This is a genomic window from Pseudomonas sp., from assembly GCF_049300855.1.
GTDB lineage: Bacteria > Pseudomonadota > Gammaproteobacteria > Pseudomonadales > Pseudomonadaceae > Aquipseudomonas.
The window spans coordinates 29,690-55,208 of the sequence record NZ_JBAQKH010000048.1 but is presented as its reverse complement, the minus strand read 5'-3'; the positions used below and the strand labels follow the sequence as shown (position 1 = coordinate 55,208).

Below are 25,519 nucleotides of genomic sequence, written 5' to 3'. Positions count from 1 at the left end.
CGTCAATTCGAGACCAGTCGACCAGGATCAAAGGATGCTTCAACGAACCCAGCAATGCCCGGAGCATTACCCAATAGAACAATGGGCGCTCTGACCTCAAGTGTTGATTGCCCAGCAAGCGATCCACACGCTTGATCGAATGCTTGGGGTAAGCACGCCCCTTCATGAAGCGCCCAAGAGCGGTCAGTGTCAGGCGACGTCCATGCAGTAACGAACTGACACAACTCATCAGTGATGTCAGGCGGCGAGAATGGATAGAGGGCAGTGCTTGAGCGAGCGCTCTGTGTAAAAATCGGATGGCCTGCATGGGTTCGGTTTCTTGTATTTGTGTGGTGCAAACCAAGTTGCCGACTCATGCAGGTCTCTTCAATATTCCAACTTCTTGATTTTCTGTAAGAAAATTCGGGGATCCCTCAGGGTCTGCCCCCGTTTTACCTCGTTTTATTCCCCGTGTAAGATAATTCGAAGTGGATCGGATTATTTGTATTTATCTTGCAGTTTTTTCAGCGTTGGCTCGATATGCATAGTTTTCGGCAGTTTTTCCGACTGACACCACTCTATTATGCACTCAATGGCCTCATTGAAAGGTAGGGAAACATGGCTCTCCATGAATTCGAATGCAATACCTTCTATTAGGTATTCGGGGATGTTATCTGGGTCAGCATCAGTGCTGATATAAATTCCTGACATTTCAATTCCGAATCCTTGTGAGTCGAGAAGGCTTTCCAGCGCTTTTGGAAGAAAGCTGGAGTTGTGCAGCGATGAGGACTCCAAAAGATCTAATAAGCAATTATTGATTGTGCTTTTTTGGCTTGTAGTCAGCGTAGTCATATTCTTGTCATCACTTCATAGAAGGGTGGAAATTTGTGACGGTTGTTAGCGACTCGTCCAGATAAATTCGAAATTTTATACCATCATGGTACGCACTATATACCCGCTTTCCACTGGCTTTCGCTTCGCTGTAACCTGAGGCAGCGGCCTCTTTCCCCGCCTCGAACATCTGGTCAGTAGATATTACACTCGGGTCGTAGACTGTTTTCGGATTACCAAACTCCTTAATACCATCAACCTTACCCGTTCTGTCCAGAGAGTCTCGCCCATAGGTAATTTCCGAGAGACCAGGGGTGCTGGGACTTTGCGTCTCTGAAAGGATATGTAATTTATTGTCAGTGGCTGCTTGGAGGAAATCATCTCGGTTATGAGCTCCTTTAACGCCAGACTTGGAGCTATAGCCATCGGCTCTTTCAAGGTGACCTCGAGCATCATTACTGATGGGCACGCCTTTATGCATGGTGACGCCAGGGCAGTTGTTTAGCCCTAAGGGGTCAATCCACCCAGTTGGGTTGGTAACGTATTGGTAGTTGTTCAGTCCTCCCGCAAGCTTGATCGGATCCGGCGTTAAAAACCGCCCAGTCCCCGGATTGTAGTAGCGGTGGCGGTTGTAATGTAACCCTGTCTCCGCATCGAAATACTGGCCCTGGAACCGCAACGGGTTATCGATCTCGCTGACGTCCAGCGCGGCGAGATTACCGTAGGCTCGGTACTTCGCCGACCACATGATCTCGCCGCTGTAGTCGGTGAGCTCCTGCGGTGTGCCGAGGTGGTCGAGTTGGTAATAGAACGGCGTGGCTTTACGTGGGCCTTCGCCATCGAGCATGGCCAACGGACGGAAGCTGCCCGGTTCATAGATGTAACTGCGGTAGCGGTTTTCGGCGCTTTCGGCAATCAGGCGTTCGCCTTGCCAAAGGAATTCGGTGATGTGGCCGTCGACGGTTTTCTCTATACGTCGACCGAAGGCATCGTACTTGTAGGTTGCAGTGCTGCCACCCGGCAGGCTAACGCCGATCAAGCGGTGCTGGCAGTCGTAACGATACTCGGTGACGAGTTTCTGTCCTGTGCCACGGCGTTCGCGAGTCAGGTTGCCGTACGCGTCGTACTCGTAGTGACGATCACCCTGCATCAGCAGGCGGTTGCCTTTGACGTTGGCGAGGTTTGCTGTGCCTTCATTACTTTGGCCCAGCAGGTTGCCCGCCGGGTCATGGGCGAAGCTTTCCGGCGTAGCACCGCGCACGCTGATGAGTCGATCGAGCGGGTCGTAGTGGTAGCTGCGATTGCCTTTGCGGCTGTCATCAATGCCAGCGAGGTTGCCGTTGGCATCGTAATTATAACGACGCTGGAACAGGTTCTTGTCTCGCTGGCCAACAGTGTGGGCTTGCAGGCGGCCTTGTTCGTCGTACTGGTATTGGCTGAGCAGCAAACCTTGCTGACGTTTTTGTTCGCGCCCAGCACTGAACTGGTGAGAGGTCAGACGTGAGCCATTGAGGTCGATGTTGCTCAGTTGCCCGCCCGGTTGATGACGGTAATCGAGTTTGCTGCCGTCAGGGAGGCGGCAGTGTTTGAGCTGACCAACGCTGTCGTATTCGTAGCGCAGGGTGCCCCAGCCTTGGTGTTCTTCGATCAGGCGGTCTTGCAGGTCGTATTTGTAGGCGAGCGGCCAGTTGCCGTCATCGACGTTTACGAGGCGACCGAGGGCGTCGTAGCTGTAGTGGATTTCTTCGCCATCGGCCAGGGTTTTCACCAGCAGCCGACCAGCAGCATCGCGCTGATACTCAGTGACCAGTTCGCTGCCATCGTCGCCGAATTCGGTTTTCTTCAGCAGTTGGCCGTTGAGGTCATACTCGTAAGCCGTGCGACGACCGTCGAAGCCTGTTTCCTGCTGGATCAGGCCGTTGGCGTAGTAGTCGAGGTGGTATTGCTCGCCGCGCTCGTTTTCGATTTCAGTCAGCAGCAGACGTGAGTTGTCATAGCGATAGCGCAGTTGGCTGCCGTCCGGATTGATGCGGCGGCTGACCAGATGCAGGTTGTCGGCGTATTCGTACCGAGTGATGCGGCCGAGTTCATCGCGTTCGGCGGTGACATTGCCGTAAGCGTTATAGGTAAACGCACGGGTTGCACCGCCCGGTAGCGTGACTTGGGCAAGACGATTAGCTGCGTCCCATTGATATTGGGTGATGGCGCCGGATTCTTCCTGGCGGGTGATCTGCCGACCCAGTGCGTCGTAGCGATATTTGCGCTGGCCGCCATCGGGCAGGCGTTCTTCCAGCAACTGGCCGAGGTTGTTCCAGCCGAGTTGATGACGGCTGCCGTCCGGGTGGCGAATCTCCAGCAGACGCCCCTGGCCGTCGTAGCTGTATAGCGTGGCATTGCCGTCCGGATCGATTTGCTGGGTGATATCGCCCTGACGGTTGCGTTGGTACTTCCAACTGGCTTTGCCGCGATGAACATCGCTGATGAAACCGTTGATGTATTCGTAGGTGGTGGCTTCGTCTTCTGGCGGGATGACGGCAGTCATCAAGCCGTTGTCGTCGTAGCGGTACTCGGTGACCGCGCCCAACGGATCCTTCTCCGCGATCAGTTGGCCTTTGTCGTTGTAGGCCTTGAGGTGCTCGGCACCGTCCGGGTCGATCTTGCTGATCAGTCGCGCCTGATCATCGTGGGTGTACACCTCTTCGCTGCCGTCGGCGTTGGTGACAGTCACGCTGCCTTTGTCATCCCAGGCGTAGTGCGCCTCCATCTGCGAGAAGTTGGCCCAGTGATGTGTGCAACGAGACAGTTTGCCTTCGTTCTCCCACTCCCAGTAGAACGCAGCACCGCCCGCCAGTTGCCGCTCGAGAATGACGTGCTGTTCGTTGTAGCGATAATGTTCGGCTTCACCGGCCGCGTTCTTCGCCTCGATCAGACGATACTGGGTGTCATAGCTGTAGGTGACCAGCGTTTGCACCGTATTCCAGGCGTCCTCCAGATTGTCCGCAGGCAGGAACTGCTGATAATCGACTGCGACAATGTGTTTGCGGTCGTAACGTAGAAGCAGGGCGCGACCGGCGCCGTTGTCGAGGCGTTTGATGCGACCGTGGATGTCGCGTGTAACGTGCAGTCGATTGCCATAGCTGTCGCTGATGGCGATCAGGGTGGCGCCTTTGCTGTTAAAGCGGAAGTGGTAGAACGATGGTCGCTTGCCGGCTTGGGCGAGAATCAGTTCCGATGGGTCGTCACCGAGAAAAATGGCAGCACGGGAAAGGCTGTTGGTGATGGCCGGACGTTGCTCGCTTGGAAGTGGGAAAACTGTGGCGCGGTTCTCGTGGTCGGTCCAGATGACTTCGTCACCAACGATCTCGACACGATGCGCGAGTGCGTGGCTCCAGCCATAACCTAGGCCGCAATCGATTTCCACTGCGCTGGTTCGATAGAGGCGTGTCCATTCAAACGGCAGCAGGCCATCGAGTTGACCATCGGTCAGCGTCAACAGTTCTTCACCGGTCACCATCGAAACCGGGCACTTGTCGACGCGCGTGCAGGACACAGGCTCCGCGCTTTTATTAGCGGGAGTCGTGGCTTGCTTCGAGGCATCGTCAGCTATTTTGCCTTCGGCAAGTTTCGCGTTTTTCTTCCCATCAAAACGCAACTCAGAAATTCCGTTTCTCACCTTGGCCGTCACACCCCGCGCCGCAACAGCGGTGTATTTCGCGACGTATTCCATGAATCCATTGATGATCTTGAACAGCGACTTAACGAAACCGACCACGGCGTTGATGACAAGCTCACCGTAATTCTTCAGTCGGGCAGCAAGGTAGATCACCCCGGTGCCTTCGGCCGCGATGGTCAATACCACACCAATCACGATATCGATGGCGATACCAACGACCATTGCCGTGGTGGTTTTCGCTATGTCGCCCGCCATCTTCATCGGCGGCAAGCCCGCCAACCAGATCACGGCGCTGCGTACCAACAGGAACAAAGCAGCTTCGTCACTGGCCAGCAACATGGCCTTTTTCATGACGTCCGGTGTGCTTTGGGCGATATCGATTAGCTTTTGTGCGCCAGCACCGAGATCATCTTTGAATTTTCCCGGGTCTTGCAGGATGTCGAGCACCTGATTGATGCCATCCCACACACCCTTGATGGCCTCCCAGCCACCTTCAAGAATGCCGGTGCCAATCGCCATCGCGGTGCCCGAGGTGGAAACGTTCGACCATTGCGGTTTGAATCCGGCCCACTCTTTGCGAAGAAAACCTTCCAGGTCAGCTGTCACGCCGCTGTAGGAGCTGAACAGCGCATCGATTTGTGCCGGCGTCACTTCGTTATGAACGCGAATCTCATAGAATTTGCCTGGAATACCCCCGGTCCAGGCGGCTTTGCCTTGTGCGTCGAGTTTGACCTTGCTGACTGCGCCACCTTCCACAGCGACGATTTCGACTTCGATTTCGCCAATAGGAATGTCGTAAACCGACTCGAATTTACTCTCGATCAGCAACGGTCCCTTGAGCGGGCACTGAGCAACGTTCGAAGTGAAATTACCGTCGGTCATGCTCACCGCTTTGCTGGTGTCGCCAACCTTGATCACTCGCTCCATACCCAGCAGAGAGGGCAGGTCAGCGGCGCGACTGGCTTTGTCGGCGGCCCTCGCGTACCAGGTTTTGGTTTGTTCCTGATACAGCTTCAAACTGTCCTTGAAGGTGTTCAGTTGGTTGTCAACAAAGGCAACGCGATCCATCAGCCTTGCTCCAGAATCAGGTGGTTTAACAGTGCTTCTTTAAGGTTTTTTGGTGCGTCCGGACGGCGCACGAAACGGCTGATTTTCAGCTTCAGGTTGTTTTCGGGCCAGGCGGTGTAAATGTCCGGTCGGTCTTCTTCCAGCCACTGCATCAAGTTGCTGATCAGCGTCGTCGGATTTTCCTTGGCCAAGCCGTCCAGTAACGCCTTCGGCACCTCCCACCACGGCCAATCCTTCACCTTCGGCAACACCCGCGTCCCAACCTCCAGCGACTGCCCATTAATCAGATACCGCTCAAACATCGGCAGCACTTCCCCAGCCTTCTCCCCCAGCCCATGCAGAATCGGGTAGATATGCCGTCCATCCCAAAACCGGAAAAACACCTCGGTCCCATCCGGCATTTTCACCTGAGTCAGGCTGCGCAGATGCTCGAACACGTCGTTCGGTTCGGCGCGTGAGATGGCCAGCCAGCCCCAGTCAAGGGCGTCGGTTTCGGCGATCCACGGCAAGAATGCCGAGTTGGGTTTGAGTTCGGTAACGTAGGGCATCACCGGTTGCCAGGTGGAGTAGGGCGTGCCGCCCCAGATCGGGATGAGCTGGGCGGTGGGTTCGGAGAGGTAGAGGGTTTTCAGCGCGTCGGAATCACTCGCCGCACTAATAACCAAATACAAGCGCTCGCCAGTCTGCAACGGCTGTTGCGCCAGCCAATCCTTGGGCGTAATTCGATCAGATGGCACAGGCACCTGCCTTGCATTTTTCGCATTCTTCGCAGAACGGCGCGTTACGTTTGAGGGTGTTGATCTGGGCCGGGGTGAGGACCTGGCCGGCCTTGTCGGCGTCGGCCTGTTTCAGCAGGCCGGGCATCAGCGGGGCGGCGCCGGTGCCGCTGCCGGGGCTGCCGCCGGAGTTCATGTTGATCACCGGGCCGCTCAGGGTCACGCCGCCGGCGTCGATTTTGATGAAGCTGCCGCCGCCGATCAGGGTCAGCTCGGCGCCGGCTTCCATCACCACTTTCATGCCGCTGCTGAGGTGGATTTCTTGCCCGGCGTCGATGAACTGGCCGGTGCCGATCTTGATGTGCTGATTGACGCCGACGGTCAGGTGGTCGTTGGCGCGGGTTTCGACTTTGCGGTCGGCGTAGACGGTGTGGTGTTCTTCGGCCTTGAATTCGCTGTAGCTGTTCTTTTCGACGGTGTCGTGGCGTTCGTTGCCGACGCGGATTTTCTGGTCGTGCTCGACGTTTTCGTCCCAATCACGCTGGGCGTGCAGGTAGATCTGTTCCTGACCTTTTTTGTCTTCGATGCGCAGTTCGTTGTAGCCGCCACCGCCCATCGAGCTCAGGGTCTTGAAGGTGCTGCGGGTCTTGTTCGCCGGCAGCTCATACGGGACGGTGTTTTCCTTGTGGTACAGGCAGCCGCTGATCAGCGGTTGATCGGGATCGCCTTCAAGGAAGGTGACCAGCACTTCCATGCCGATGCGCGGGATGGCGATGCCGCCGTACTGGGCGCCGGCCCAGGCACTGGAGACGCGCAGCCAACAACTGGTTTTGTCGTCGGCCTGGCCTTCGCGGTCCCAATGGAATTGCACTTTGACGCGACCATATTCGTCGCAGTGGATCTCTTCGCCTTTCGGGCCGGTGACCACGGCGCTCTGGCTGCCGAGAATGCGTGGTTTCGGGTGGCGCAGGGGCGGGCGATTCGGCACGTCCCACGGCGTGGCCTGGAAACGGTTACGGTAGCCCTGGTGGAAATCGTCTTTCAGCGCGGTGGTATCGCTGGTCACCGACTCTTCGAGGACTTGCGGCTGTTTGCCTTCGTGGAGGACTTCGGTCAGTAACCAGAGGTCGTTCCACTTGGCTTTCGGGTGCGCGGTGAGCGCAAGGAAGTGGCCGCTGACCAGTAATGGCTGATCGCTCTTGCCTTCAGCCAACTGGAAGTCGCTGCGATGCCGCTCGAGGGCGCGTTTGGCCAGATGTTTGCCACGCTCGCGATCAACGAAGCGACCGGGATAATCGTAATCCTCAAGGTCGGGCAGGGCGTCGCCACGGTTCTCGCTTTCGAGGGTGATGCGTGGTTTTTCGAAGTCGTAATCGCGGCGCGTGGTGCGGCTGGTACGGGTTTCCAGGCGCAGGTCGAAGCGCTTGATCACCGGGTCGCTGGCGACCATGCCCGAGTCTTGCTGATAGGCCACAGGTTTGAGTTTCGGGAACACCGTCTGGTCATCGCCGAACACCAGTTTGTGCGCCGTTGCCGTGTGCTCGAAGTGGTAGTGGATCCCTTCTTCCTCGCACAGGCGCTGGATGAAATGCAGGTCCGATTCATCGTATTGCACGCAGTAAACGCGCTCGGGATAAATCGAACCGGTCTTGAATTCGTAGGCGTTGCTTTGAATACCGTGCTCTTCGAGGACCTTGCCGATGATTTTCGGCACGGTGAGGTTCTGGAAGATGCGTTGATTGACGCGGTGCGCCAGGTAGGACAATTGCGGACGCAGGGTCACCGAATAACGGGTCAGGCGTTTGCCCGAATCGCCTTGCGCGGCGCGGTAGATCTGGCCGTGAATGCCGCTGCCGTCGGGCGACAGTTGCAGGAAGGCCGGCTTGTGCAGCAGGGTTTCGAGGTCCAGCGACGGCTGCTCACTGACCAGCTCCACCTCAAAGACAAAAGGCTGGCTGATGGCTTCCCGGCCTTGCAGGGTAAACACCTGAAAGTCAGCGGAAAGACCTTCGATAGTCAGGGCAAAGTGGGTTTCATTGGCCGGCGCGAACATCCCTTGTTCCTCGTGCTGTCACAAAAATCTGGAGTTGCGAAAACAACATCGACCAGCAGAGCTGGCCGATGCTTGTAACGATCAGCCGTAATTAAACGACTGGAGCACGCCAGTCATCGGAACCCGAAGTACCGGATACTTCGTGGGTCCAGGTGATTTTGCGGTAGGTGAACTGCACTTCTTCCAGGTGGGTGAAGTGCGAGTTGCCTGGATCCTGGCAGTTGTGCATTTTGTTGTTGATGGCGACGATGATCGCGTCTTCCAGTTTGGTGGTGTAGTAGTGCTCTTGGGTACCTTGAGCAGAAGTGCGGAACCACTGGATAACGATTTCGCTCATGCGCTCGCCGGAGGTCAGAGCAGCTTGCAGCAGAGGCGAAGCCTTGTCGTAGACCTTGGTGATCACAACTGGCTTGTGAACGCGCTGACCGGTTGGCTGACCGGATTGTGGGTCACGCGGGATGATCACGTCGTGGCTGAAAGCCTGAACCATAACCTGGTCTTCGTGGCCTTCCTGGTAGGTGTTGCCTACGGAGTCAGCGGTGAAAGCGCCTGCAGTGATCAGGCCTTGTTTTTCGCCGGTAACCGACATGTACGCTGGTGTTGCCATGGGGTGCTCTCCTTGCGGATAAATTTAGGGTGCCCGGGAGGCGGAATCGCCCGGTGGGTGCCTGACTGTTATCAAGGAGCGTGCCAGCTTTTGCGAGACCCCCGGTGGCGCTGGACGAAAGCAGTTTTGACTGCGTTTTTCGCCGCTCGCTGTCGCTGATCAATGGCAAAAGTGCGCAAGAAGTTGCGCAGTACTGCGCAACTTCTTGCGCACTCGTCTGGAAGCCACGCAGATCAAGGGCTGTAGCGAGATCGAGAGCCAGATTTCGTCAGCAAGTGCGCAACTTCTTGCGCAGTAAGGCCAAGCGCCATCATTGAGCCGGGTGAAACGATCCGCCGTCCTCCAGGGTCAATCACTCACACCCGCGCCAAAGGCGCCTGAACAATCCCCATACGAGTGAGAACGACATGAAAATCCTGATGGTTCTGACCTCCCACGATCAACTGGGCGATACCGGCAAGAAAACCGGCTTCTGGCTGGAAGAATTCGCGGCGCCGTATTACGTGTTCAAGGACGCCGGGGCGCAGCTGACCCTCGCATCCCCCAAGGGCGGTCAGCCGCCACTGGACCCGAAGAGTGACGAGCCGGACGCGCAGACCAATGCCACCGAGCGTTTTCGCAAGGATTCCGCCGCGCAATCGGCACTGTCTTCGACGGTCAAGCTGGACACCGTGAAAGCAGCGGATTTCGATGCCGTGTTCTATCCCGGCGGCCACGGCCCGCTGTGGGATCTGGCCGAGGATCGGCACTCGATCGCGCTGATCGAGGCGTTTTACAACGGCGGCAAACCCGTGGCGGCGGTGTGTCACGCGCCGGGTGTGTTACGCCACACCAAGGGGCAGGACGGCCAGCCGCTGGTCAAGGGCAAGCAAGTCACCGGGTTTACCAACAGTGAAGAAGAAGCGGTGCAGTTGACCAATGTCGTGCCGTTTCTGGTCGAAGATGAACTCAAGGCCAAGGGCGGGATTTTCTCCAAAGGCGCGGATTGGTCGAGTTACACCCGTGAGGATGGCTTGTTGCTGACCGGGCAGAATCCGGCGTCTTCCGAGGAAACCGCATTTGCGTTGTTGTCCCGATTGCGCTGATTACAACACTGACTTTGTGGCGAAGGAGCAAGCTCCCTCGCCACAGAGGCCGGGCTAATCCAAGGATCGATCAAGGCCCAATACTTTGGCGCATTCCTCGATCGAACGTTGCTGCGTCTCGGCATACAACGCCAACTCATCAATGGTCGCGCGCCCCAGCGCCTGTTCGAAGGCCTGGCGATTGGAATGCTCGCCATAATGCGCCTGCGCCGCATCGCCGAGGTTCGACTGAAAAATCCCCGCCGCACTGACCGGCAGGAAATCTTCGTACACCAACGGTTCGGCTTTCACATGGCCGTCGCGCAACAAATCCTCCAGCGACGCATCAGCCAGCCTACCCGCCGCAAGGCCTTTTTCTGTGGCGAAATAGCGAAAGTACGCCAGCCCCTGTTCACGCATGCCCTCAACGCTGTCAGGAAATTCGCCAAAGTGCTGAGTCATCAGCGCGTTGTAGCGTGCGGCGTTGGCTTCGTTGGGGAAGTCCCCCAGTTCATCGCGAGCGGCATTCAACAAACGGTCGTACAACGCGCGGCCCTTGGGGGTCAGCGCTGCGCCACGCTGTTCGATTTCACCGAAGCGAGCGCTGTGGCTGCCACGGGTTTCATTCTGATCGGTGAAGGCAATCGGCTCATCCAGCGCCTTGAAACTGGTCTGACGCAGCAGGATCGGGCACTGACGGCGCGGCGGACCTTCGATCACCGCTTTGGGCGTGATGCCGTGGGCCGGCATCTGTTCCTGCACACGGTCGATGTCCAGCGTGCGCGGGGTCAGGTGGTTGATGTGCGGGCCTTTGAATGCCACCACGTCGGCGATCAAACGGTGCTGGGCGCTCAGGGTCTGGTACTGCGCGGCGCTGACCGTGGCGCTGTGGTGCCAGCGAAAAGTTTCCAGTGCCTGCAGGACGAATGCCTCGGCTGCGCTTTCATCCAGTCCGCCTGCGCTTTCAGCTTGTGCGATCAGGCGCAACGCCTGCGGGGTGAAGATCGAACGCTGGGCCAACACTGACTCGGCAAAGGCACGCAGTTCAGGATCCTCAATCAACTCCAGCCGCAACAACGAAGTGAACACTCGGAACGGACTGATCTGCAGCGCATCTTCATGCACCGCACGAAACGCCGTGGAATGCACCGGCACGCCCGCCGGCGTCAGGTCGTAATAGCCCACCGGTTGCATGCCCATCACCGCGAACAGGCGGGCGAGGGTGGCCAGTTCCGTGGCGGTGCCGACGCGGATCGCGCCGTGACGCTCCATGTCCAGCCGCTCGATTTCACCGGTGCTGTCGAGCTGCTCGGCAATAGCCGGCTGAACTGCAAGCACCTCGCGGTTTGTCTGCTCCACCAACGCCATCAGCGCACCGTACAACGGCACTTCTTCGCGGTACATGTCGGACATCGCTTTGGAGAAGCGTTGGCGGATCAGGTCGGGGCTGACGAACGGCTGCACGGTCATGAAAAAAATTCCTGCCACGGTCACGGAGTGAATGGTGGAAAAGATCGCAGCCTTCTCGCACGCGGGCAAACGAAGAATCCTACGAACTTCATTCTGCCAACGACTGATCCAGCAGTTCGATCCAGTGCATCACACGCGTGCGCCCGGCGCTGCCCAGATGGCTCTGACAGCCGACGTTGGAGGTGACGATCAATTCCGGGCGTCCGCTCTCCAGCGCATTGAGGCGGTTGTCGCGCAGTTGCCGGGCCAGCACCGGTTGCGTCAGCGAATAAGTGCCGGCCGAGCCGCAACACAAATGACCGTCCGGCACCGCCGTCAGGTTGAAACCCAGCCGAGTCAGCACGGCTTCCACCGCGCCGCCCAGTTTCAACGCATGCTGCAGGGTGCACGGGCAATGCACGGCAATCCGCCGCTCGCTCGCCGCGCAGACTTTTTCCAGCGGTTCGCGATCGAGAATCTGCACCAGATCCAGTGTCCGCTCACTGATCTGCCGTGCCTTGGCGGCATACGCCGGATCGTCTTCGAGCAAATGCCCGTAGTCCTTGATGAAAGCGCCGCAACCACTGGCGGTTTGCACGATGGCTTCGGCACCGTTTTGTAGGTGTGGCCACCAGGCGTCGATGTTCTGCCGTGCGCGATCGAGGCCTTTGGCTTGCGCGTCGAGGTGATAGTCCAGCGCGCCGCAACACCCGGCCTCGGCCACCGGCGTGACGCTGATGCCCAAGCGATCCAGCACCCGCGCCGTGGCGTCATTGGTGTTCGGCGCCAAGCCCGGTTGCACGCAGCCTTCAAGCAACAACACCCGCCGCGCATGGCGCGGGGCAGGGCGCAAACCGGCAAGTGGCAGATACTGCGGCAGTTTGTTTTCCAGCAGTCGCGGCAACAGCGGGCGGAACGTCGAGCCCACCCGCAGCAAGCCTTTGAACAATCCCGGATTCGGCGCCAACGCGCGCAAGCCTTCACGCAACAGACGTTGCGCAGCCGGGCGCGGCACTGCGCGATCGACCACCGCGCGGCCGATGTCGAGTAAGTTGTGATAATCGACACCGGACGGGCAGGTGGTCTCACAGTTGCGGCAGGACAGGCAGCGATCAAGATGCAGTTGCGTCTGCGCCGTGGCCGGTGCGCCTTCGAGCACTTGTTTGATCAGGTAGATGCGCCCGCGCGGGCCGTCGAGTTCATCGCCGAGCAATTGATAGGTCGGGCAGGTCGCATTGCAAAAACCGCAATGCACGCAGCTGCGGAGGATTTTTTCGGCCTCGGCGGCGCGGGGCAACTGGCGCGATTGTTCGCTGAGGGTGGTTTGCATGGCTAGAACTCCGCGTACATCCGGCCGGGGTTGAACAGCCCTTGCGGGTCGAGTTGCGCCTTGAGTTGCCGGTGATAGCGCAGCAGCGTTGGCGCCAGTGGCTGGAACGGCGAGTCGCTGGCGCCATGGCTGAAACACGTGGCATGGCCGCCGAGTTCCTGAGCAAGGATGTGAATGTGCTCGACGTCGGATTTCAGCCAGCGTTGCGCGCCGGCCCAGTCGATCAACTGCGCGCCGGGCAGGTCCAGCGGCCCGAGATTATTCGGCAGCGACAGGCGCCACAGTGGCAGGCCTTCGTCGAAAAACGCCAGGCGCTGTTCGTTCAGATCACGCCAGAACTGCGAGTCCAACGGCTCGCCACCGAGGCGTTGATGCGCCGCCGTCACCGAACCTTCGCCGCCCTCGAGACGCAGATACAGACTTTCACCGTCGTGACAGGCAGCGCTGATCGGCAACGGTTGCTGGCCCCATTCGGCGAGGTTGGCCAGTGCCCGGGTGCAATCGATATCGAGACGAATGCTCAGGCATTGGCGCGGTTTGGGCAGGACTTTCAGCGAGACTTCGGTGATGACGCCGAGGCAGCCGAAACTGCCAGCCATCAGCCGTGAAAGGTCATAACCGGCGACGTTTTTCATCACTTCACCGCCAAAGCGCAAGTGCTGGCCGAGGCCGCTGATGACTCGGGTGCCGAGGACGAAATCGCGCACCGAGCCTGACCATGGCCGTCGTGGCCCGGACAGCCCCGTGGCAATCATGCCGCCGACGGTTGCACCGTCACCAAACGCCGGCGGCTCGCAGGGCAACATCTGTCCGGCGGCATCCAGCGTCGTAAGTAACTCGGACAACGGCGTGCCGGCGCGCGCGGTGATCACCAGTTCGGTCGGTTCATAACCGACGATGCCGCGATGGACGCGGGTGTCGAGCACTTCACCGGCGACCTCGCGGCCGAGAAAGGCTTTGCTGTTGCCGCCCTGAATCTTCAGCGGGGTGGCGTTGGCCCGCGCCTCGTTGACTTGATCAAGCAGGGCGCTGGCGGCATCGGCGTCGACCATCAGAAACGCTCCAGCTCGGGGAACGGCAACTGTCCGGCATGAATGTGCATCGCGCCGAATTCGGCGCAGCGGTGCAGGGTCGGAATGTTCTTGCCGGGATTGAGCAGGCCTTGTGGGTCGAAGGCGGCTTTTACTGCGTGAAACAGGCGCAATTCATCGTTATTGAATTGCGCGCACATCTGATTGATTTTCTCGCGGCCGACGCCGTGTTCGCCGGTGATGCTGCCGCCCACCTGCACGCACAATTCGAGGATCTTGCCGCCCAGCGCTTCGGCGCGGTGCAGTTCACCCGGTTGGTTGGCGTCGAACAGGATCAGCGGGTGCATGTTGCCGTCGCCGGCATGGAACACGTTGGCCACGCGCAACCCGTATTCTTCGCCGAGGCGGGCGATGCCTTGCAGCACGCCGGGCAATTCGCGGCGCGGGATGGTGCCGTCCATGCAGTAATAGTCGGGCGACAAACGGCCGATGGCGGGGAACGCGTTTTTGCGTCCGGCCCAGAAACGCACGCGCTCGGCTTCGTCACGCGCCTGGCGCACTTCGGTGGCACCGGCCAATGTCATGACCTCGCGCACCCGTTGGCAATCGTCGTGGACATCGGCTTCGACGCCATCGAGTTCGCACAACAGAATGGCTTCGGCGTCGACCGGGTAACCGGCGTGAATGAAGTCTTCGGCGGCGCGAATGGCGAGGTTGTCCATCATTTCCAGGCCGCCGGGAATGATCCCCGCCGCAATGATTTCGGCCACGGCGCGCCCGGCCTTTTCCACCGAATCGAAACTGCCCAGCAGCACTTTGGCGACTTGCGGTTTGGGCAGCAGTTTGACCGTGACTTCGGTGATGATCCCCAGCAAACCTTCGGAACCGGTGAACAAGGCGAGCAAATCGAAACCCGCTGAATCGAGGGCGTCGGAGCCCAGCGTCAGGCGTTCGCCTTCGATGGTCAGCACTTCGATTTTCAGCAGGTTGTGTACGGTCAGGCCGTACTTGAGGCAATGCACGCCGCCGGCGTTTTCGGCGACGTTGCCGCCGATCGAACAGGCAATTTGCGAGGAGGGGTCCGGCGCGTAATACAGGCCGAACGGCGCCGCTGCCTGAGAGATCACCAGATTGCGCACCCCCGGCTGAACCCGCGCGGTGCGTGCGGCGCGGTCGATGTGCAGGATGTTGTTGAAGCGCGCCATCACCAGCAGCAGGCCTTGTTCCAGCGGCAAGGCGCCACCGGACAGACCGGTGCCGGCGCCACGGGCCACCACCGGGACGTTTTTTTCATGGCAGAGTTTGAGCAGGGTTTGCACCTGCTCGAGTCGACGCGGCAGGGCGACCAGCATCGGCGTGGTGCGATAGGCCGAGAGACCGTCGCATTCGTAGGGTTTCAGTTCGTCTTCGCGCCACAAGATGTCGAGGTCTGGTACGGCGCGCTGCAAGGCCTTGAGCAGCTCGGCCTTGTTCACCTGCGGCAGCGGGCCGTCGAGGCGTTCGTCATAAAGAATGTTCATCTCAGGCTTACCCCTTGCTGATCGTTCCCACGCTCTGCGTGAGAATGCAGCCCGTGACGCTCCGCGTCACTGGACGCGGAGCGTCCCTTGAGGCATTACCACGCAGAGAGTGGGAACGATCAGGGGCTGGGTGCATTGTCATCTTTGGCTTCCCAGAAACTCGCGATAAAGCTCTGCAGTATTCCCCGGCTGTTCAACCATCGGCATATGCCCGACGTGATCCCACACCTCCACGCGCAAATTGGCGATGCCTTTGCTCCAGACCGGCACGCTGCTGACGTCGATCAGCCGATCCTTGCGCCCCCAGAGCAACAGCGCCGGGCACTTGATGTCGGCGAGTTTCGGCTCCATCGGCGGGCTGGCGCGGAAGTCGCGGAAGATCTCTTCCAGTTCATCACGCTGTTGTTCGTAGCGCTGAGCAATGGCGTCCAGTACCAGTTTCGGCACCCACGGCGGCGAGGCCATGGTCATGGCGTAGAACTGCTGGAACTCTTCCCGCGAATTGATCAGAAACGGGTTATGTCCGCGCGCCAGATGCCGCTCCATGTCGCTGGCCTCGGGCGCGGTGACGCCCGCCGGGTCGATCAATGCCAACGAGGCAATCCGGTCCGGGTAGGTCGCGGCCAGCCACGCGGCAATGTAGCCGCCCATCGAGTTGCCGACCACATGGACTTTCTCCACACCGCAGACGTCGAGCAACTGGATCATGCGCTTGGCTTGCAGCGGGATGTCGTAGCCGCCGCCGGCCTTGAAGCCGGTTTCACCGTGGCCGGCCAGGTCCGGGATGATCACTCGATACTGGCGCACGAAGTGCCGGGAAAAGCGCAGCCACAGGTTTTTGTCGGCGCTGTAACCGTGCAACATCAGGATCGCGCTGGCCGCCTCGTACGGCCCGCCTTGCCAAGTCGAAACCGTCATCTCGGCGATCGGCACTTCGATCTTGTGCAGTTTGTACAGTTTGGCCTCGATGGCCATGTTCAGGTCATACAGCCAATGACCGACCGCCGGATAACTCAACCAGCTCCAGGCCACGAAAACCGCGAGGGCGACAAACAGCAAAAGCATCGACGTCTTCCTTTTACGTGTTCAGGACAGAATGTGGTCGGCCGGTTTCAGCGACCGGGTCAAGCGGTAATAGCTGAAACTGAAGCCGGGAAACATCGCGATCACATGACCGCTCTTGCTTTGGTACCAACTGTGACAGCCACCGGACTTCCACACCGTGCGCTCCATTTCCCGGTGGATCATTGCAGTGTAGGTACGTTCCGCTTCGGGGCGCACTTCGATGCTGCGCAAGCCTTGGGCTTTCAGCGTGCGGATGCAGTCGATGATGTAGTTCATCTGCGATTCGATGATGAACAGCGCCGATGTGTGGCCAATGCCGGTGTTGGGGCCGGTGACGATAAACAGGTTGGGAAAGTCCGGCAGACTGGTGCCGAGGTAGGCGCGCGGGTATTGCGCCCAGACGTCTCTGAGTTGCACGGCGTTTTTTCCGCTGACCGGGTAGGAAATCACCCCGTCGGTGGCGTCGTAACCGGTCGACCAGACGATCAGATCCACATCGATGTGCTGGCCGTCCTCGGTGTTGATCCCGCTTTCATCGATTGAGGCGATGCCTTGCTCACGGGTGTGCAGCGTCACGTTGGCGCGGCTCAACGCCGGGTAATAGGTGTTGGAGAGCAACACGCGCTTGCAGCCGATGGTGAAGTCCGGGGTGAGTTTTTTCCGCAGCACCGGGTCGCGCACCTGACGTTCGAGCAAGCGCAGCGCCTGGCGCTGGACCATGTGGATTGCCGCTTTCGAGTATTTGAACGCGATCACCCGGGTTTCGAATTGCCAGTAAATCAGCCAGCGCAGCAGTTTATAGGCCGGTTTCAAGCTCAGCAGCCAGCGTTGCCGCGGGCCGAAGGCGCGGTCAGCACGGGGCAGCACCCAATGCGGCGTGCGTTGAAAAACATGCAGTTGCTCAACCTGCGGCGCAATCGCCGGAATCACCTGGACCGCGCTGGCCCCGCTGCCGACGATGGCCACGCGTTTACCGCGATAGTCGTAGCGGTGATCCCAATGGTTTGTGTGAAACGTCTTGCCCTGAAAGCGATCCTGGCCGGGGAAGTGTGGGATTACCGGTTGGCTCAACGGCCCGGTCGCGTTGATCAGGAACTGCGCGTAGAAAGTGCCCTTGTTGGCGGTGTGCACGGCCCAGTGCTTGGCCTCATCGTCCCATTCGATGCGTTCGACGTTGGTTTGCAGTTCGACGCGCTCGCGCAAGCCGAACTGGTCGATCACATGTTCGGTGTAGCGCTGCAGTTCGGCCTGCTCGGCGAACATCTGCGACCAGCGGTATGAAGCGAACGACAGCGAATACAGCGGCGACGGCACGTCCACCGCAGCGCCGGGGTAGGTGTTCTGGCACCAGGTGCCGCCGAAGAAGTCCCGGCGTTCCAGCAGGCGAAAGTCGTCGATCCCGGCTTTGAGCAGGTTGACGGCCGCGCATTGGCCGCCAAATCCGCTGCCGATGATCAACACGTGATAGGTGTGCATGGGCCTCCTTCTTATAGTTGTTTTTCCGTTTTCCTCCTTTCATGTATAGCCAAATATTTGCTCTGCGTGCGGCCGTGATGGCGCTCTATTCACCCCGCTGGCCGGTGATGGCTATTTAACGTCGCCCTGTTAGACTTCCAACACATCCGTCCTGCGGTGTGCGTGATCGAGGTCCTTATGGGAAACACGGGAGGAAAGGGACTTTCATTGGCCAGGAGGCTTTATACGTCGCGAACCCTCGGGCTGTTGCTTGGGCTACTGTGTGTATCCGTGGCGATGTATGCGCTGGATCCGCCGCTGTGGGTCTGGGCGCTGATGCTCTTCAACGGCCTGGTCTGGCCGCACCTGGCCTTTCAATGGGCGCGCCGTTCGAGCGTGCCTTATCACGCCGAACATCGAAATCTGTTGATCGACGCGTTCCTCGGCGGCTTCTGGGTCGCCGCCATGCATTTCAATCCGTTGCCCACGGCGACGACCATTTCGATGATGGCGATGAACAACGTCGCTATCGGTGGTTCACGCTTCCTGATGGCAGGCTCTGCCGCGCAGTTGCTCGGGGTTGGCGTCGGGCTGGTGGTCTTTGCTCCGGCATTCGTTCCGCAGACCTCGCCTGCGCAAATGTATGCCTGTTTCCCGTTACTGCTGCTGTACCCGTTGGCGCTGGGCTGGATCTGCTTTCGGCAGGCCTACACGCTGGGCAGGCATAAACGCGAGTTGCTGGCGCTGAGCCGCACCGACAGCCTTACCGGTTTGCTCAACCACGGCGCGTGGAAGGATCAACTGGAAATCGCCTTTCAGCGCTGCAAGCGGCAGAAACAGGGCGCGGCGATTGCGTTGATCGACATCGATCATTTCAAGGCGATCAATGACACTTACGGTCACGTCGCCGGCGATATCGTCCTGCGCCAGTTGAGCAAGATGCTCAAACAGAATTTGCGCGCGACTGATATTGCCGGGCGCTACGGCGGTGATGAGTTCTGCGTGATTCTTCCGGAACTGCCGCTGTTCAACGCCGCCCAGGCAATGGAAGCGTTGCGCGAGCGTTTCGCCATTTTGGGTTATGAGCAGAATCCGGCGTTGAAAGTCAGTTTGAGCATTGGCCTGGCGGCCTACGATCCGGCACATGTCGATGCGACGCGTTGGCTCAATGATGCCGATCAGGCGTTGTACGAGGCCAAGGCGAGCGGGCGTAACCGGGTGATCTGCAATTGCGATGACAAGCCCCGGCAAACGTTGCTCGATTCGGTCTGAGCCCTACACCGTAGCTCCCGCTGGGTTTTGTGTTGTCGGTTAGATCAGTGTCGCATTCGGTGTAGAGCCTCGCGCCGATGTCGGGTACGGTTAAATCCCTCCCGACGCGAAACAAGGATCGCTTCATGACGTGCTCATTTCCCCGTTCCCTGCTGGCGGCCAGCCTTGGCCTGTCTCTCGCATTTTCTTCTGTCTACGCCATCGCCGAACCGCACAAACAAGTGCTCGCCGATGCTGAGCAATATCAGCCCGAAGCGCTGAAACTGCTGGAGCGTCTGGTCAATATCGACTCCGGTTCCGGTTATGAACCGGGCCTGAAACAGGTCAGTGACATCGCCATCGATGAACTGAAAAAACTCGGCGCCACCATTGAGTTAGTGCCCAACACGCCGGAAAAATCCAACCACGTGCTGGCGACGTTCAAAGGCACCGGCAAGGCGAAAATCCTGCTGATGGCGCACATGGACACGGTGTTCAAGGAAGGCTCCGCCGCCGAACGGCCATTCCACATCAAGGACGGCCGCGCCTACGGGCCGGGCGTGATGGACGACAAGGGCGGCATCGTCGCCGGGATCTACGCACTGAAAGTGCTGAAAAACCTCGATTTCAAGGACTACGCGCAAATCACCTTCCTGCTCGATGCCAGCGAAGAAACCGGTTCGGACGTCGCCACCGACCTGATCAAGAACACCGCCAAACAGCACGACGTGACCCTCAATCTTGAGCCGGGGCGTCCGGCCGACGGTCTGGTGGTGTGGCGCAAGGGCAGCGCGACGGCGCTGGTCGAGGTCAAGGGCAAAGCCGCGCACGCCGGCGTCGCGCCGGAACTGGGACGCAACGCGGCGATGGAAGCGGCGCATCAGATTTTGCAACTGGGCAAACTCGGCGACGAGGCGAAGAAAACCACCATCAATTTCACCGTGCTCAAGGCCGGCGACCGCACCAACGTGATCCCCGATCAGGCCACGGCGAAAGCTGACGTGCGTGCGGCAGTGCCGGAAGAGTTCGACCGGATCGAGAAGGACCTGGCGCGGGTGTCGCAGGACAAGCTGATTCCTGAAACTGAAGTGAAGACTTCTCTACAGCGCGGCCTGCCACCGATGCCGCAGACGCCTGAGTCGGACCGTCTGATGGCCATGGCTCAAGGGATTTACGGCGAGATTGGCCGCAAGTTGACCGAGGAGGGCAGTGGTGGTGCAGCGGATGCCAGTCTGTCGGCCGGCGTCGGCACGCCGACACTGGATGGTTTCGGGATTGTCGGCGGCAATATTCATACGCCAGAGGAATACGCCGAAGTGGCGAGCGTGGCACCGCGGATTTATTTGTTGTCGCGGATGATTATGGAGTTGGCCAAGCCGCGGTGAGGTGAGGTGACTTGCGGTGTGTCGGCCCCTCACCCTAACCCTCTCCCAGAGGGAGAGGGGACTGATCGCGTTGTTTGTGATGAATACGGCGACCTGAAAGATCCATTTTGAATTCAGAATCGGATACAGCGCGGTTTCTCACGTCGGCGTAGATCCCGAGCATCCCCCAATCAGTCCCTCTCCCTCCGGGAGAGGGGCTTTTGTGGGAAAAGTGGAAGTCGCGAGCGGTGCAGCGGGAAGAGGCTTACAAGACGCCGGTTTAGCGCTGTAGCGGTAGGCCTCATCGCTGGCAAGCCAGCTCCCACAGGGTTTGGTGCTGAACCATCAATCGATGTTGAACCGCATAACCTGTGGGAGCCTGGCTAGCCAGCGATGGCGTCAGCCCGGTCAACCCATCACTCCTTGACGCTCATGTATTCCTTGGCCCAGAGAATGTATTCCTCCGGCTGGGTATAGGTGTGCGTCAATTCGGTCGCGCTCAGGTCGGACGCCTGGGTGAAGATCTGCCGCTGTTCGCGCAGGCTGTCGTAAGTGGCCTTGATCGCCGCGAAGTAAGCGCCATGGCCATCAATGGTCACGCGCACGCCGAGTTCGGCCAGACGTTTGTCATCGCGCAACGCCGGGTTGCCGTAGGTCACCAGCATCAACGGCACGGTCAGGTGTTCGGCGATCTGCTCCAACTGATCGAAATCCTGAATCCCGACCATGCAAATGCCGTCAGCGCCCGCTGCCTGATACTGCCGGGTGCGGCTGATGATTTCCTGGTTTGGCAGGATGCCGGCATTGGTGCGGGCGATGATTGCCATTTCCGAGTCGACCCGGGCTTCCAGTGCCGCACGGATCTTGCCGACGCCTTCGGCAACCGTGATCAAGTCGGTGGATTTGCGCCCGAATTGCGCCGGCAGCAAGGTGTCTTCGATGGTCAGGGCGGCGACGCCGGCGCGCTCCAGTTCGACGATGGTACGCATCACGTTGAGGGCGTTGCCATAGCCGTGGTCGGCGTCGGCGATCACCGGCAGTTGAGCGACGCGGCCGATACGGGTGGCCTGTTCGGCGAACTCGCTGAGGGTGATCAGGGCGAAGTCCGGTGCGCCGAGCACCTGCAACGAGGCCACGGAGCCGCCGAGAATCCCCACTTCAAAACCCAGGTCAGCGGCGATGCGGGCGGACATCGGGTCGAACACCGACGCGGTGTGATAGCAGCTGTCGGAGGCCAGTAGCTGACGGAAACTACGGCGCAAATCTTGATGAGAAAGCCTGGTCATACGAGTTCCACCAATACAAAGGAATGGAAAGGCTTGAGCAAATGTGTCAACGCCGAAGAATGAAAAGGCTATCACGCGAATGGGTCAAGGATCATGACGAATTTACGCCGTGACGCTGGAGGATGAATTCTGCGCTGAAAGGATTCATCTCCAAAGAGGCGGGCAGTCAGGCCGCCACGGCCTGCTGCTGTTGATTGGGCAGCATCACCGCGCGTACCGAATTGCCCGGTTGCAGTTGCAGGCGCTTGGCGGTCAGGCGGTCGATCACCAGGCTGCTGCCGACCCGCCGGGCGCGGGCTACGGTGATGCGGCAGTTTTCCAGGCGACGGTTATGGATCAGCCACAGCGGTGCCTGTTCGTCCGGCGTGCCGAGGCTCAGGGTCAGCTCAAGGCTATCGCGCACCGTGCGAATGTTGTGCACCGGTGCTTCGATTACCGGGCCACCGTCGAAAATGTCGATGTAGCCTTTGTGGGTGAAACCTTCCGCCTGCAGGATTTTCAACGCCGGTTCGGTATTGGGATGCGCCTGGCCGATGGCCGCCTGCGCCTGTTCGGTGAGCAGGCAGGTGTACAACGGCTGGCGCGGCATCAGTTCGGCGATGAACGATTTGTTGCCCAATCCTGACAAGTGATCGGCGTGGCTGAAATCCATCTGGAAGAAGTGCCGGCCCAGACTGTCCCAGAACGGCGAACAGCCCTGTTCATCGGCACTGCCGCGCAGTTCGGCGATCATCTTCTCGCCAAACAGGTGCGGAAATTCGGCGACAAACAGCAAGCGCCCAAGCGATAGCAGCCGGCCGTTGCTGCCGTGACGGTAATCATGACCGAGGAACAACGAGCACAGCTCCGATTGGCCGGTCAGTTCGTTGTTGAGGAACAGCGTCGGAATCTGCCGCTGAATGCCCAGGTCCGGCGCCGAACTCACGGTCAGTCCGACTCGATAGTTGTACCAGGGCTCGCGCAGGCCGACCGCGCCGGATAATGCGCTGACACCGACCACGCGCAGGTCATCGTCTTCGAGCACGAACAGGTAATCGGCATCGGCACGCTCCACTTGCGCGGCAAACGCCCGTTGCGCCCAGCGCACCCGGTGGGCCAGGCGATCTTCATTGGCCGGCAGGGTGGTGAACCCCGGGCCGGCCTGGCGCACCAGCGTCATCAAGGCTGGCAAGTCGTTGACTTTGACCGGTCGGACAATCATGCGGTAACTCCTTCTACGCGCCTGTTCGGGCACTGTCGTTGGGTGCTGAACCGGGCGCGGCTCACAGGGCAACCAGGCGGATCGGGTTGCCATCGGTCACGTTCAGCGCCGTACACATTGCCGGGGTGAGCGCCAGCGGTTGACCGGGCTGGTAATCCAGTTCGGCGATGATCGCGCGGTAGTCGTGCAGCGCATCGTTGCTCAGCAGATACCGGCCACGGGCATCGATTTGCGCCTGTTGCTGCACTGGCGCCGTGTGGCTGCGGGCGATCGAGCGGATATTCGCCGTACGCGCATACAAGGTCGGGCCGGCATCGAACAGGTCGATGTAGCTGTTGGTTTCAAAACCTTCGCGTTCGAGAATGTCGAATGCTTCCTGCCCGTCCGGGTGGATGCGGCCAATGCAGGCCTGCGCATCGGGCGGCAGCATCGGCACATAGATCGGGTATTGCGGCATCAGTTCGGCGAGAAAGGTGCGGCTCTGCAATCCGCACAGGCGCTCGGCCTCAGCGTAGGGCAGGTCGAAGAAATGCTTGCCCAGCGCATCCCAGAACGGTGAATGACCGTTTTCGTCGCTGTAGCCGACGATTTCGGTGATCACCGCTTCGGCGAAGCGCGGTGCGTGGGCGGCGATAAACAGCAGGCGCGCGCGCGACAGCAATTCGGAAAACGGCGTGCGCACCAGCGCCGCGTCGATGTGAAAACCACGCAGTAGCGTGTGATCGTTGAGGTCGTGACACAGTGACAGCGCCGGCACACCGTGCTCGATGTTCAGCTCCCGCGAGGCACTGGTGAAGTGCCGATTGCGCAGGCTGTAGAACGGCTCGTTGAAACCGGCAGTGGCCAGAATCTCCGAGCAGCCGAGCAGGCGTTGGCTATCAAGGTCTTCCAGCACGAAGAAGTAGTTTTCCGGGCCGGGCGCTGCCGCAGCGCTATCAAAAGAGGCGCAGGAAGCGAGGATTTTGCCGCACAGGCGTTCGCTGTCGTCCGGCAGCGACGTCACGCCGACCAGACTGTCCCGGGCCAGTTGCTGCAACTGCGGCAGATCGGTTATCTCGACTGGGCGTAAGACCAGCATGGATGTACTCCTGTATCAAAAGGTCCGGCGAATTCGCCGAACCTGACTATCACTGTCGGTTTCCACGCGATAAATCGGCGGTCGCCTGATCTGTCGTCAGACGCCGCTCTTTTTCTTGTCAGCCGTTGCTCGGGTCAGGCAGCGCGGTACTGGCGCCGAGCTTGTTGAGGAAGAACAGATACACCAGGCCCAGAGCAATCCAGATCAGCCCGAGTTTCTGCGCATCGACGCCCATGTTGTACATGATGGCCGCGACGATGATGAAGCCGATCACCGGGCAGATCAGGTGACGCACGACCTGGCCGGACTTCTGCCGACGCCAGTAGTAGTTGATCACCGTCAGGTGCAGCAGCATGAAGCCGCTCAGCGCGCCGAAGTTGACCAGCGAAGTCAGGGTGTCGACCGAGTTGATGAACAGGTAGCAGATCACCAGCGACAGCACCGCGACCAGATAGATGCTCAAGTACGGCGTGTTGTGTTTCGGGTGCACCTTGGCCAGCACTTTCGGCAGCTTGCCGTCGCGCGCCATGCCGAACAGCAGGCGTGAGACGGCGGCTTGCGAGGTGATCGCCACGGCCACGCCCCAAGCCAGCGCGGTTGCGACAGCGGTCAGGGTCGCCAGCCAGCTGCCGGCAGCGATTTCGGCGATTTCATAGAACGCGGTGTCGGCGGATTTGAAGCCCATGCCCGCAGCCAGATCGGTGGCGATCCAGGTTTGCGCGACGAAAATCACACCCATGACCAGCAGGGTGATCAGCGCGGCTTTGCCGACGCTCTTGCCCGGATCGCCCTTGATTTCTTCGGCGAGGGTCGAGATCGCATCGAAACCGAGGAACGACAGCACCGCAATCGACACCGCTTGCATCAGCAGGGCGAAGTTGAAGGTTTCCGGGTGATACAGCGGCGCCAACGTCAGCTCGCCGTTGCCGCCACCGTTGTGCAGGGCGTTCCAGGCGTAGAACAGGAAAATCCCCAGCACCACCAGTTGCGCCAGCAGGAAGACAATGTTCATCCGCGCGGTGAAGGTGATGCCACGCAGGTTGACGAAGGTTGCGCTGACCAGGAACGCCAGAATGAAGCCGACTTTCGGAATGTCCGGGTACAAATGGTTCAGTGCCATCGCCGCATAGACGTAAAGCAGCGGCGGGATCAGCAGGTAGTCGAGGAGCATCAGCCAGCCGGCGATGAAGCCGACGTGTTGATTGAGGCCGCGCTGCGCGTAGGAATACACCGAGCCTGCAATCGGAAAAGCCTTGGCCATGCTGCCGTAGCTCAACGCCGTGAACAGCATCGCCACCATGCCGATGATGTACGCCAGCGGCACCATCCCCGGTGCCTCGGCGTTGACGTAGCCATACACACCGAATGGGGCGATGGGGATCATGAAGATCATCCCGTACACCACCAGATCGGTCAGTGTCAGGCTACGTTTCAACTCTTGCTTGTAGCCGAATTCTTCAATTTCCATGAAGCGCAACTCCTTGTCAGCCAGTCGGTC

Annotated in this window: 18 protein-coding genes and 1 pseudogene; 3 read left to right on the top strand and 16 right to left on the bottom strand. The window is 59.5% G+C overall.

The genetic code is table 11. From position 1 onward, the window contains the following. From WA225_RS24640 to WA225_RS24615, 6 genes and pseudogenes are all read right to left on the bottom strand, one after another. Positions 1–307: pseudogene (locus tag WA225_RS24640) on the bottom strand (IS4 family transposase); the annotation flags it as partial. 170 nt (positions 308–477) lie between these two features. Then, a complete protein-coding gene (locus WA225_RS24635) occupies positions 478–831 on the bottom strand; it encodes a hypothetical protein (protein WP_155740679.1) in 354 nt (117 codons plus the stop codon). A gap of 10 nt (positions 832–841) precedes the next feature. Then, a complete protein-coding gene (locus WA225_RS24630; RefSeq protein WP_422610016.1) occupies positions 842–5,551 on the bottom strand; it encodes an RHS repeat-associated core domain-containing protein in 4,710 nt (1,569 codons plus the stop codon). Further along, the gene (locus tag WA225_RS24625) at positions 5,551–6,288 is read right to left on the bottom strand and encodes a DUF4123 domain-containing protein (RefSeq protein ID WP_422610015.1); all 738 of its coding nucleotides are present in this window, start codon (positions 6,286–6,288) and stop codon (positions 5,551–5,553) included. The genes WA225_RS24630 and WA225_RS24625 overlap by 1 nt, the downstream gene beginning before the upstream one ends. Continuing rightward, complete coding sequence (gene tssI / locus WA225_RS24620) at positions 6,278–8,320, bottom strand: type VI secretion system tip protein TssI/VgrG (protein WP_422610014.1); 2,043 nt, start codon at positions 8,318–8,320, stop codon at positions 6,278–6,280. The genes WA225_RS24625 and tssI overlap by 11 nt, the downstream gene beginning before the upstream one ends. A 91-nt stretch (positions 8,321–8,411) precedes the next feature. Beyond that, positions 8,412–8,927, bottom strand: a complete 516-nt coding sequence (locus tag WA225_RS24615) for an Hcp family type VI secretion system effector (RefSeq protein ID WP_007919523.1) — start codon at positions 8,925–8,927, stop codon at positions 8,412–8,414. 407 nt (positions 8,928–9,334) lie between these two features. Here WA225_RS24615 and WA225_RS24610 point away from each other — a divergent pair, with 407 nt between their 5' ends. Further along, positions 9,335–10,012, top strand: a complete 678-nt coding sequence (locus WA225_RS24610) for a type 1 glutamine amidotransferase domain-containing protein (RefSeq protein ID WP_422610013.1) — start codon at positions 9,335–9,337, stop codon at positions 10,010–10,012. A 54-nt stretch (positions 10,013–10,066) separates the two neighbouring features. On the opposite strand, the gene hglS is transcribed toward WA225_RS24610, so the two are convergent. The 6 genes from hglS to WA225_RS24580 form a co-directional block, all read right to left on the bottom strand. Further along, positions 10,067–11,461, bottom strand: a complete 1,395-nt coding sequence (gene hglS / locus WA225_RS24605) for a 2-oxoadipate dioxygenase/decarboxylase HglS (RefSeq protein ID WP_422610012.1) — start codon at positions 11,459–11,461, stop codon at positions 10,067–10,069. Positions 11,462–11,549: 88 nt separating this feature from the next. Continuing rightward, positions 11,550–12,770, bottom strand: coding sequence for a glycolate oxidase subunit GlcF (gene glcF, locus WA225_RS24600; RefSeq protein ID WP_422610011.1), 1,221 nt, complete (start codon positions 12,768–12,770; stop codon positions 11,550–11,552). A gap of 2 nt (positions 12,771–12,772) precedes the next feature. Then, positions 12,773–13,822 (bottom strand): glycolate oxidase subunit GlcE, encoded by a 1,050-nt coding sequence (glcE, locus tag WA225_RS24595; protein WP_422610010.1) that lies wholly within the window; start codon positions 13,820–13,822, stop codon positions 12,773–12,775. After that, positions 13,822–15,321 (bottom strand): glycolate oxidase subunit GlcD, encoded by a 1,500-nt coding sequence (glcD, locus tag WA225_RS24590; RefSeq protein WP_422610009.1) that lies wholly within the window; start codon positions 15,319–15,321, stop codon positions 13,822–13,824. The genes glcE and glcD overlap by 1 nt, the downstream gene beginning before the upstream one ends. A 138-nt stretch (positions 15,322–15,459) precedes the next feature. After that, on the bottom strand, positions 15,460–16,386 hold the full coding sequence (locus tag WA225_RS24585) for an alpha/beta fold hydrolase (protein ID WP_422610008.1): 927 nt from the start codon (positions 16,384–16,386) through the stop codon (positions 15,460–15,462). A gap of 21 nt (positions 16,387–16,407) precedes the next feature. Continuing rightward, positions 16,408–17,862 carry a flavin-containing monooxygenase gene (locus WA225_RS24580; RefSeq protein ID WP_422610007.1) on the bottom strand — a complete coding sequence of 485 codons (1,455 nt, stop codon included), beginning with the start codon at positions 17,860–17,862 and terminating at the stop codon, positions 16,408–16,410. Positions 17,863–18,039: 177 nt separating this feature from the next. On the opposite strand from WA225_RS24580, the gene WA225_RS24575 reads away from it, so the two are divergent. After that, positions 18,040–19,113 (top strand): diguanylate cyclase, encoded by a 1,074-nt coding sequence (locus WA225_RS24575; RefSeq protein WP_422610006.1) that lies wholly within the window; start codon positions 18,040–18,042, stop codon positions 19,111–19,113. A gap of 125 nt (positions 19,114–19,238) precedes the next feature. Further along, the gene (locus tag WA225_RS24570; protein ID WP_422610005.1) at positions 19,239–20,477 is read left to right on the top strand and encodes a M20/M25/M40 family metallo-hydrolase; all 1,239 of its coding nucleotides are present in this window, start codon (positions 19,239–19,241) and stop codon (positions 20,475–20,477) included. Positions 20,478–20,872: 395 nt separating this feature from the next. Here the strand turns inward: WA225_RS24570 and WA225_RS24565 are convergent, their stop codons facing one another. The 4 genes from WA225_RS24565 to WA225_RS24550 form a co-directional block, all read right to left on the bottom strand. Further along, positions 20,873–21,742, bottom strand: coding sequence for an isocitrate lyase/PEP mutase family protein (locus WA225_RS24565; RefSeq protein ID WP_422610004.1), 870 nt, complete (start codon positions 21,740–21,742; stop codon positions 20,873–20,875). Positions 21,743–21,908: 166 nt separating this feature from the next. Continuing rightward, positions 21,909–22,943 (bottom strand): arginine N-succinyltransferase, encoded by a 1,035-nt coding sequence (astA, locus tag WA225_RS24560; RefSeq protein ID WP_422610003.1) that lies wholly within the window; start codon positions 22,941–22,943, stop codon positions 21,909–21,911. A 61-nt stretch (positions 22,944–23,004) separates the two neighbouring features. Next, entirely contained in the window at positions 23,005–24,021 is a 1,017-nt protein-coding gene (locus WA225_RS24555; protein ID WP_422610002.1) for an arginine N-succinyltransferase, read from the bottom strand. 118 nt (positions 24,022–24,139) lie between these two features. After that, on the bottom strand, positions 24,140–25,489 hold the full coding sequence (locus WA225_RS24550) for an APC family permease (protein ID WP_422610001.1): 1,350 nt from the start codon (positions 25,487–25,489) through the stop codon (positions 24,140–24,142). Positions 25,490–25,519: the final 30 nt, after the last annotated feature.

What these genes read in the sequence shown, in the direction of transcription:
- WA225_RS24565 (WP_422610004.1), bottom strand. Translation starts at nt 21,742, where the DNA reads ATGACCAGGCTTTCTCATCAAGATTTGCGCCGTAGTTTCCGTCAGCTA.
- hglS (WP_422610012.1), bottom strand. Translation starts at nt 11,461, where the DNA reads ATGACCGTGCAGCCGTTCGTCAGCCCCGACCTGATCCGCCAACGCTTC.
- WA225_RS24550 (WP_422610001.1), bottom strand. Translation starts at nt 25,489, where the DNA reads ATGGAAATTGAAGAATTCGGCTACAAGCAAGAGTTGAAACGTAGCCTG.
- WA225_RS24585 (WP_422610008.1), bottom strand. Translation starts at nt 16,386, where the DNA reads ATGCTTTTGCTGTTTGTCGCCCTCGCGGTTTTCGTGGCCTGGAGCTGG.
- WA225_RS24615 (WP_007919523.1), bottom strand. Translation starts at nt 8,927, where the DNA reads ATGGCAACACCAGCGTACATGTCGGTTACCGGCGAAAAACAAGGCCTG.
- WA225_RS24570 (WP_422610005.1), top strand. Translation starts at nt 19,239, where the DNA reads ATGACGTGCTCATTTCCCCGTTCCCTGCTGGCGGCCAGCCTTGGCCTG.
- glcF (WP_422610011.1), bottom strand. Translation starts at nt 12,770, where the DNA reads ATGCAAACCACCCTCAGCGAACAATCGCGCCAGTTGCCCCGCGCCGCC.
- glcD (WP_422610009.1), bottom strand. Translation starts at nt 15,321, where the DNA reads ATGAACATTCTTTATGACGAACGCCTCGACGGCCCGCTGCCGCAGGTG.
- WA225_RS24575 (WP_422610006.1), top strand. Translation starts at nt 18,040, where the DNA reads ATGGGAAACACGGGAGGAAAGGGACTTTCATTGGCCAGGAGGCTTTAT.
- WA225_RS24630 (WP_422610016.1), bottom strand. Translation starts at nt 5,551, where the DNA reads ATGGATCGCGTTGCCTTTGTTGACAACCAACTGAACACCTTCAAGGAC.
- WA225_RS24555 (WP_422610002.1), bottom strand. Translation starts at nt 24,021, where the DNA reads ATGCTGGTCTTACGCCCAGTCGAGATAACCGATCTGCCGCAGTTGCAG.
- WA225_RS24580 (WP_422610007.1), bottom strand. Translation starts at nt 17,862, where the DNA reads ATGCACACCTATCACGTGTTGATCATCGGCAGCGGATTTGGCGGCCAA.
- WA225_RS24635 (WP_155740679.1), bottom strand. Translation starts at nt 831, where the DNA reads ATGACTACGCTGACTACAAGCCAAAAAAGCACAATCAATAATTGCTTA.
- astA (WP_422610003.1), bottom strand. Translation starts at nt 22,943, where the DNA reads ATGATTGTCCGACCGGTCAAAGTCAACGACTTGCCAGCCTTGATGACG.
- tssI (WP_422610014.1), bottom strand. Translation starts at nt 8,320, where the DNA reads ATGTTCGCGCCGGCCAATGAAACCCACTTTGCCCTGACTATCGAAGGT.
- glcE (WP_422610010.1), bottom strand. Translation starts at nt 13,822, where the DNA reads ATGGTCGACGCCGATGCCGCCAGCGCCCTGCTTGATCAAGTCAACGAG.
- WA225_RS24610 (WP_422610013.1), top strand. Translation starts at nt 9,335, where the DNA reads ATGAAAATCCTGATGGTTCTGACCTCCCACGATCAACTGGGCGATACC.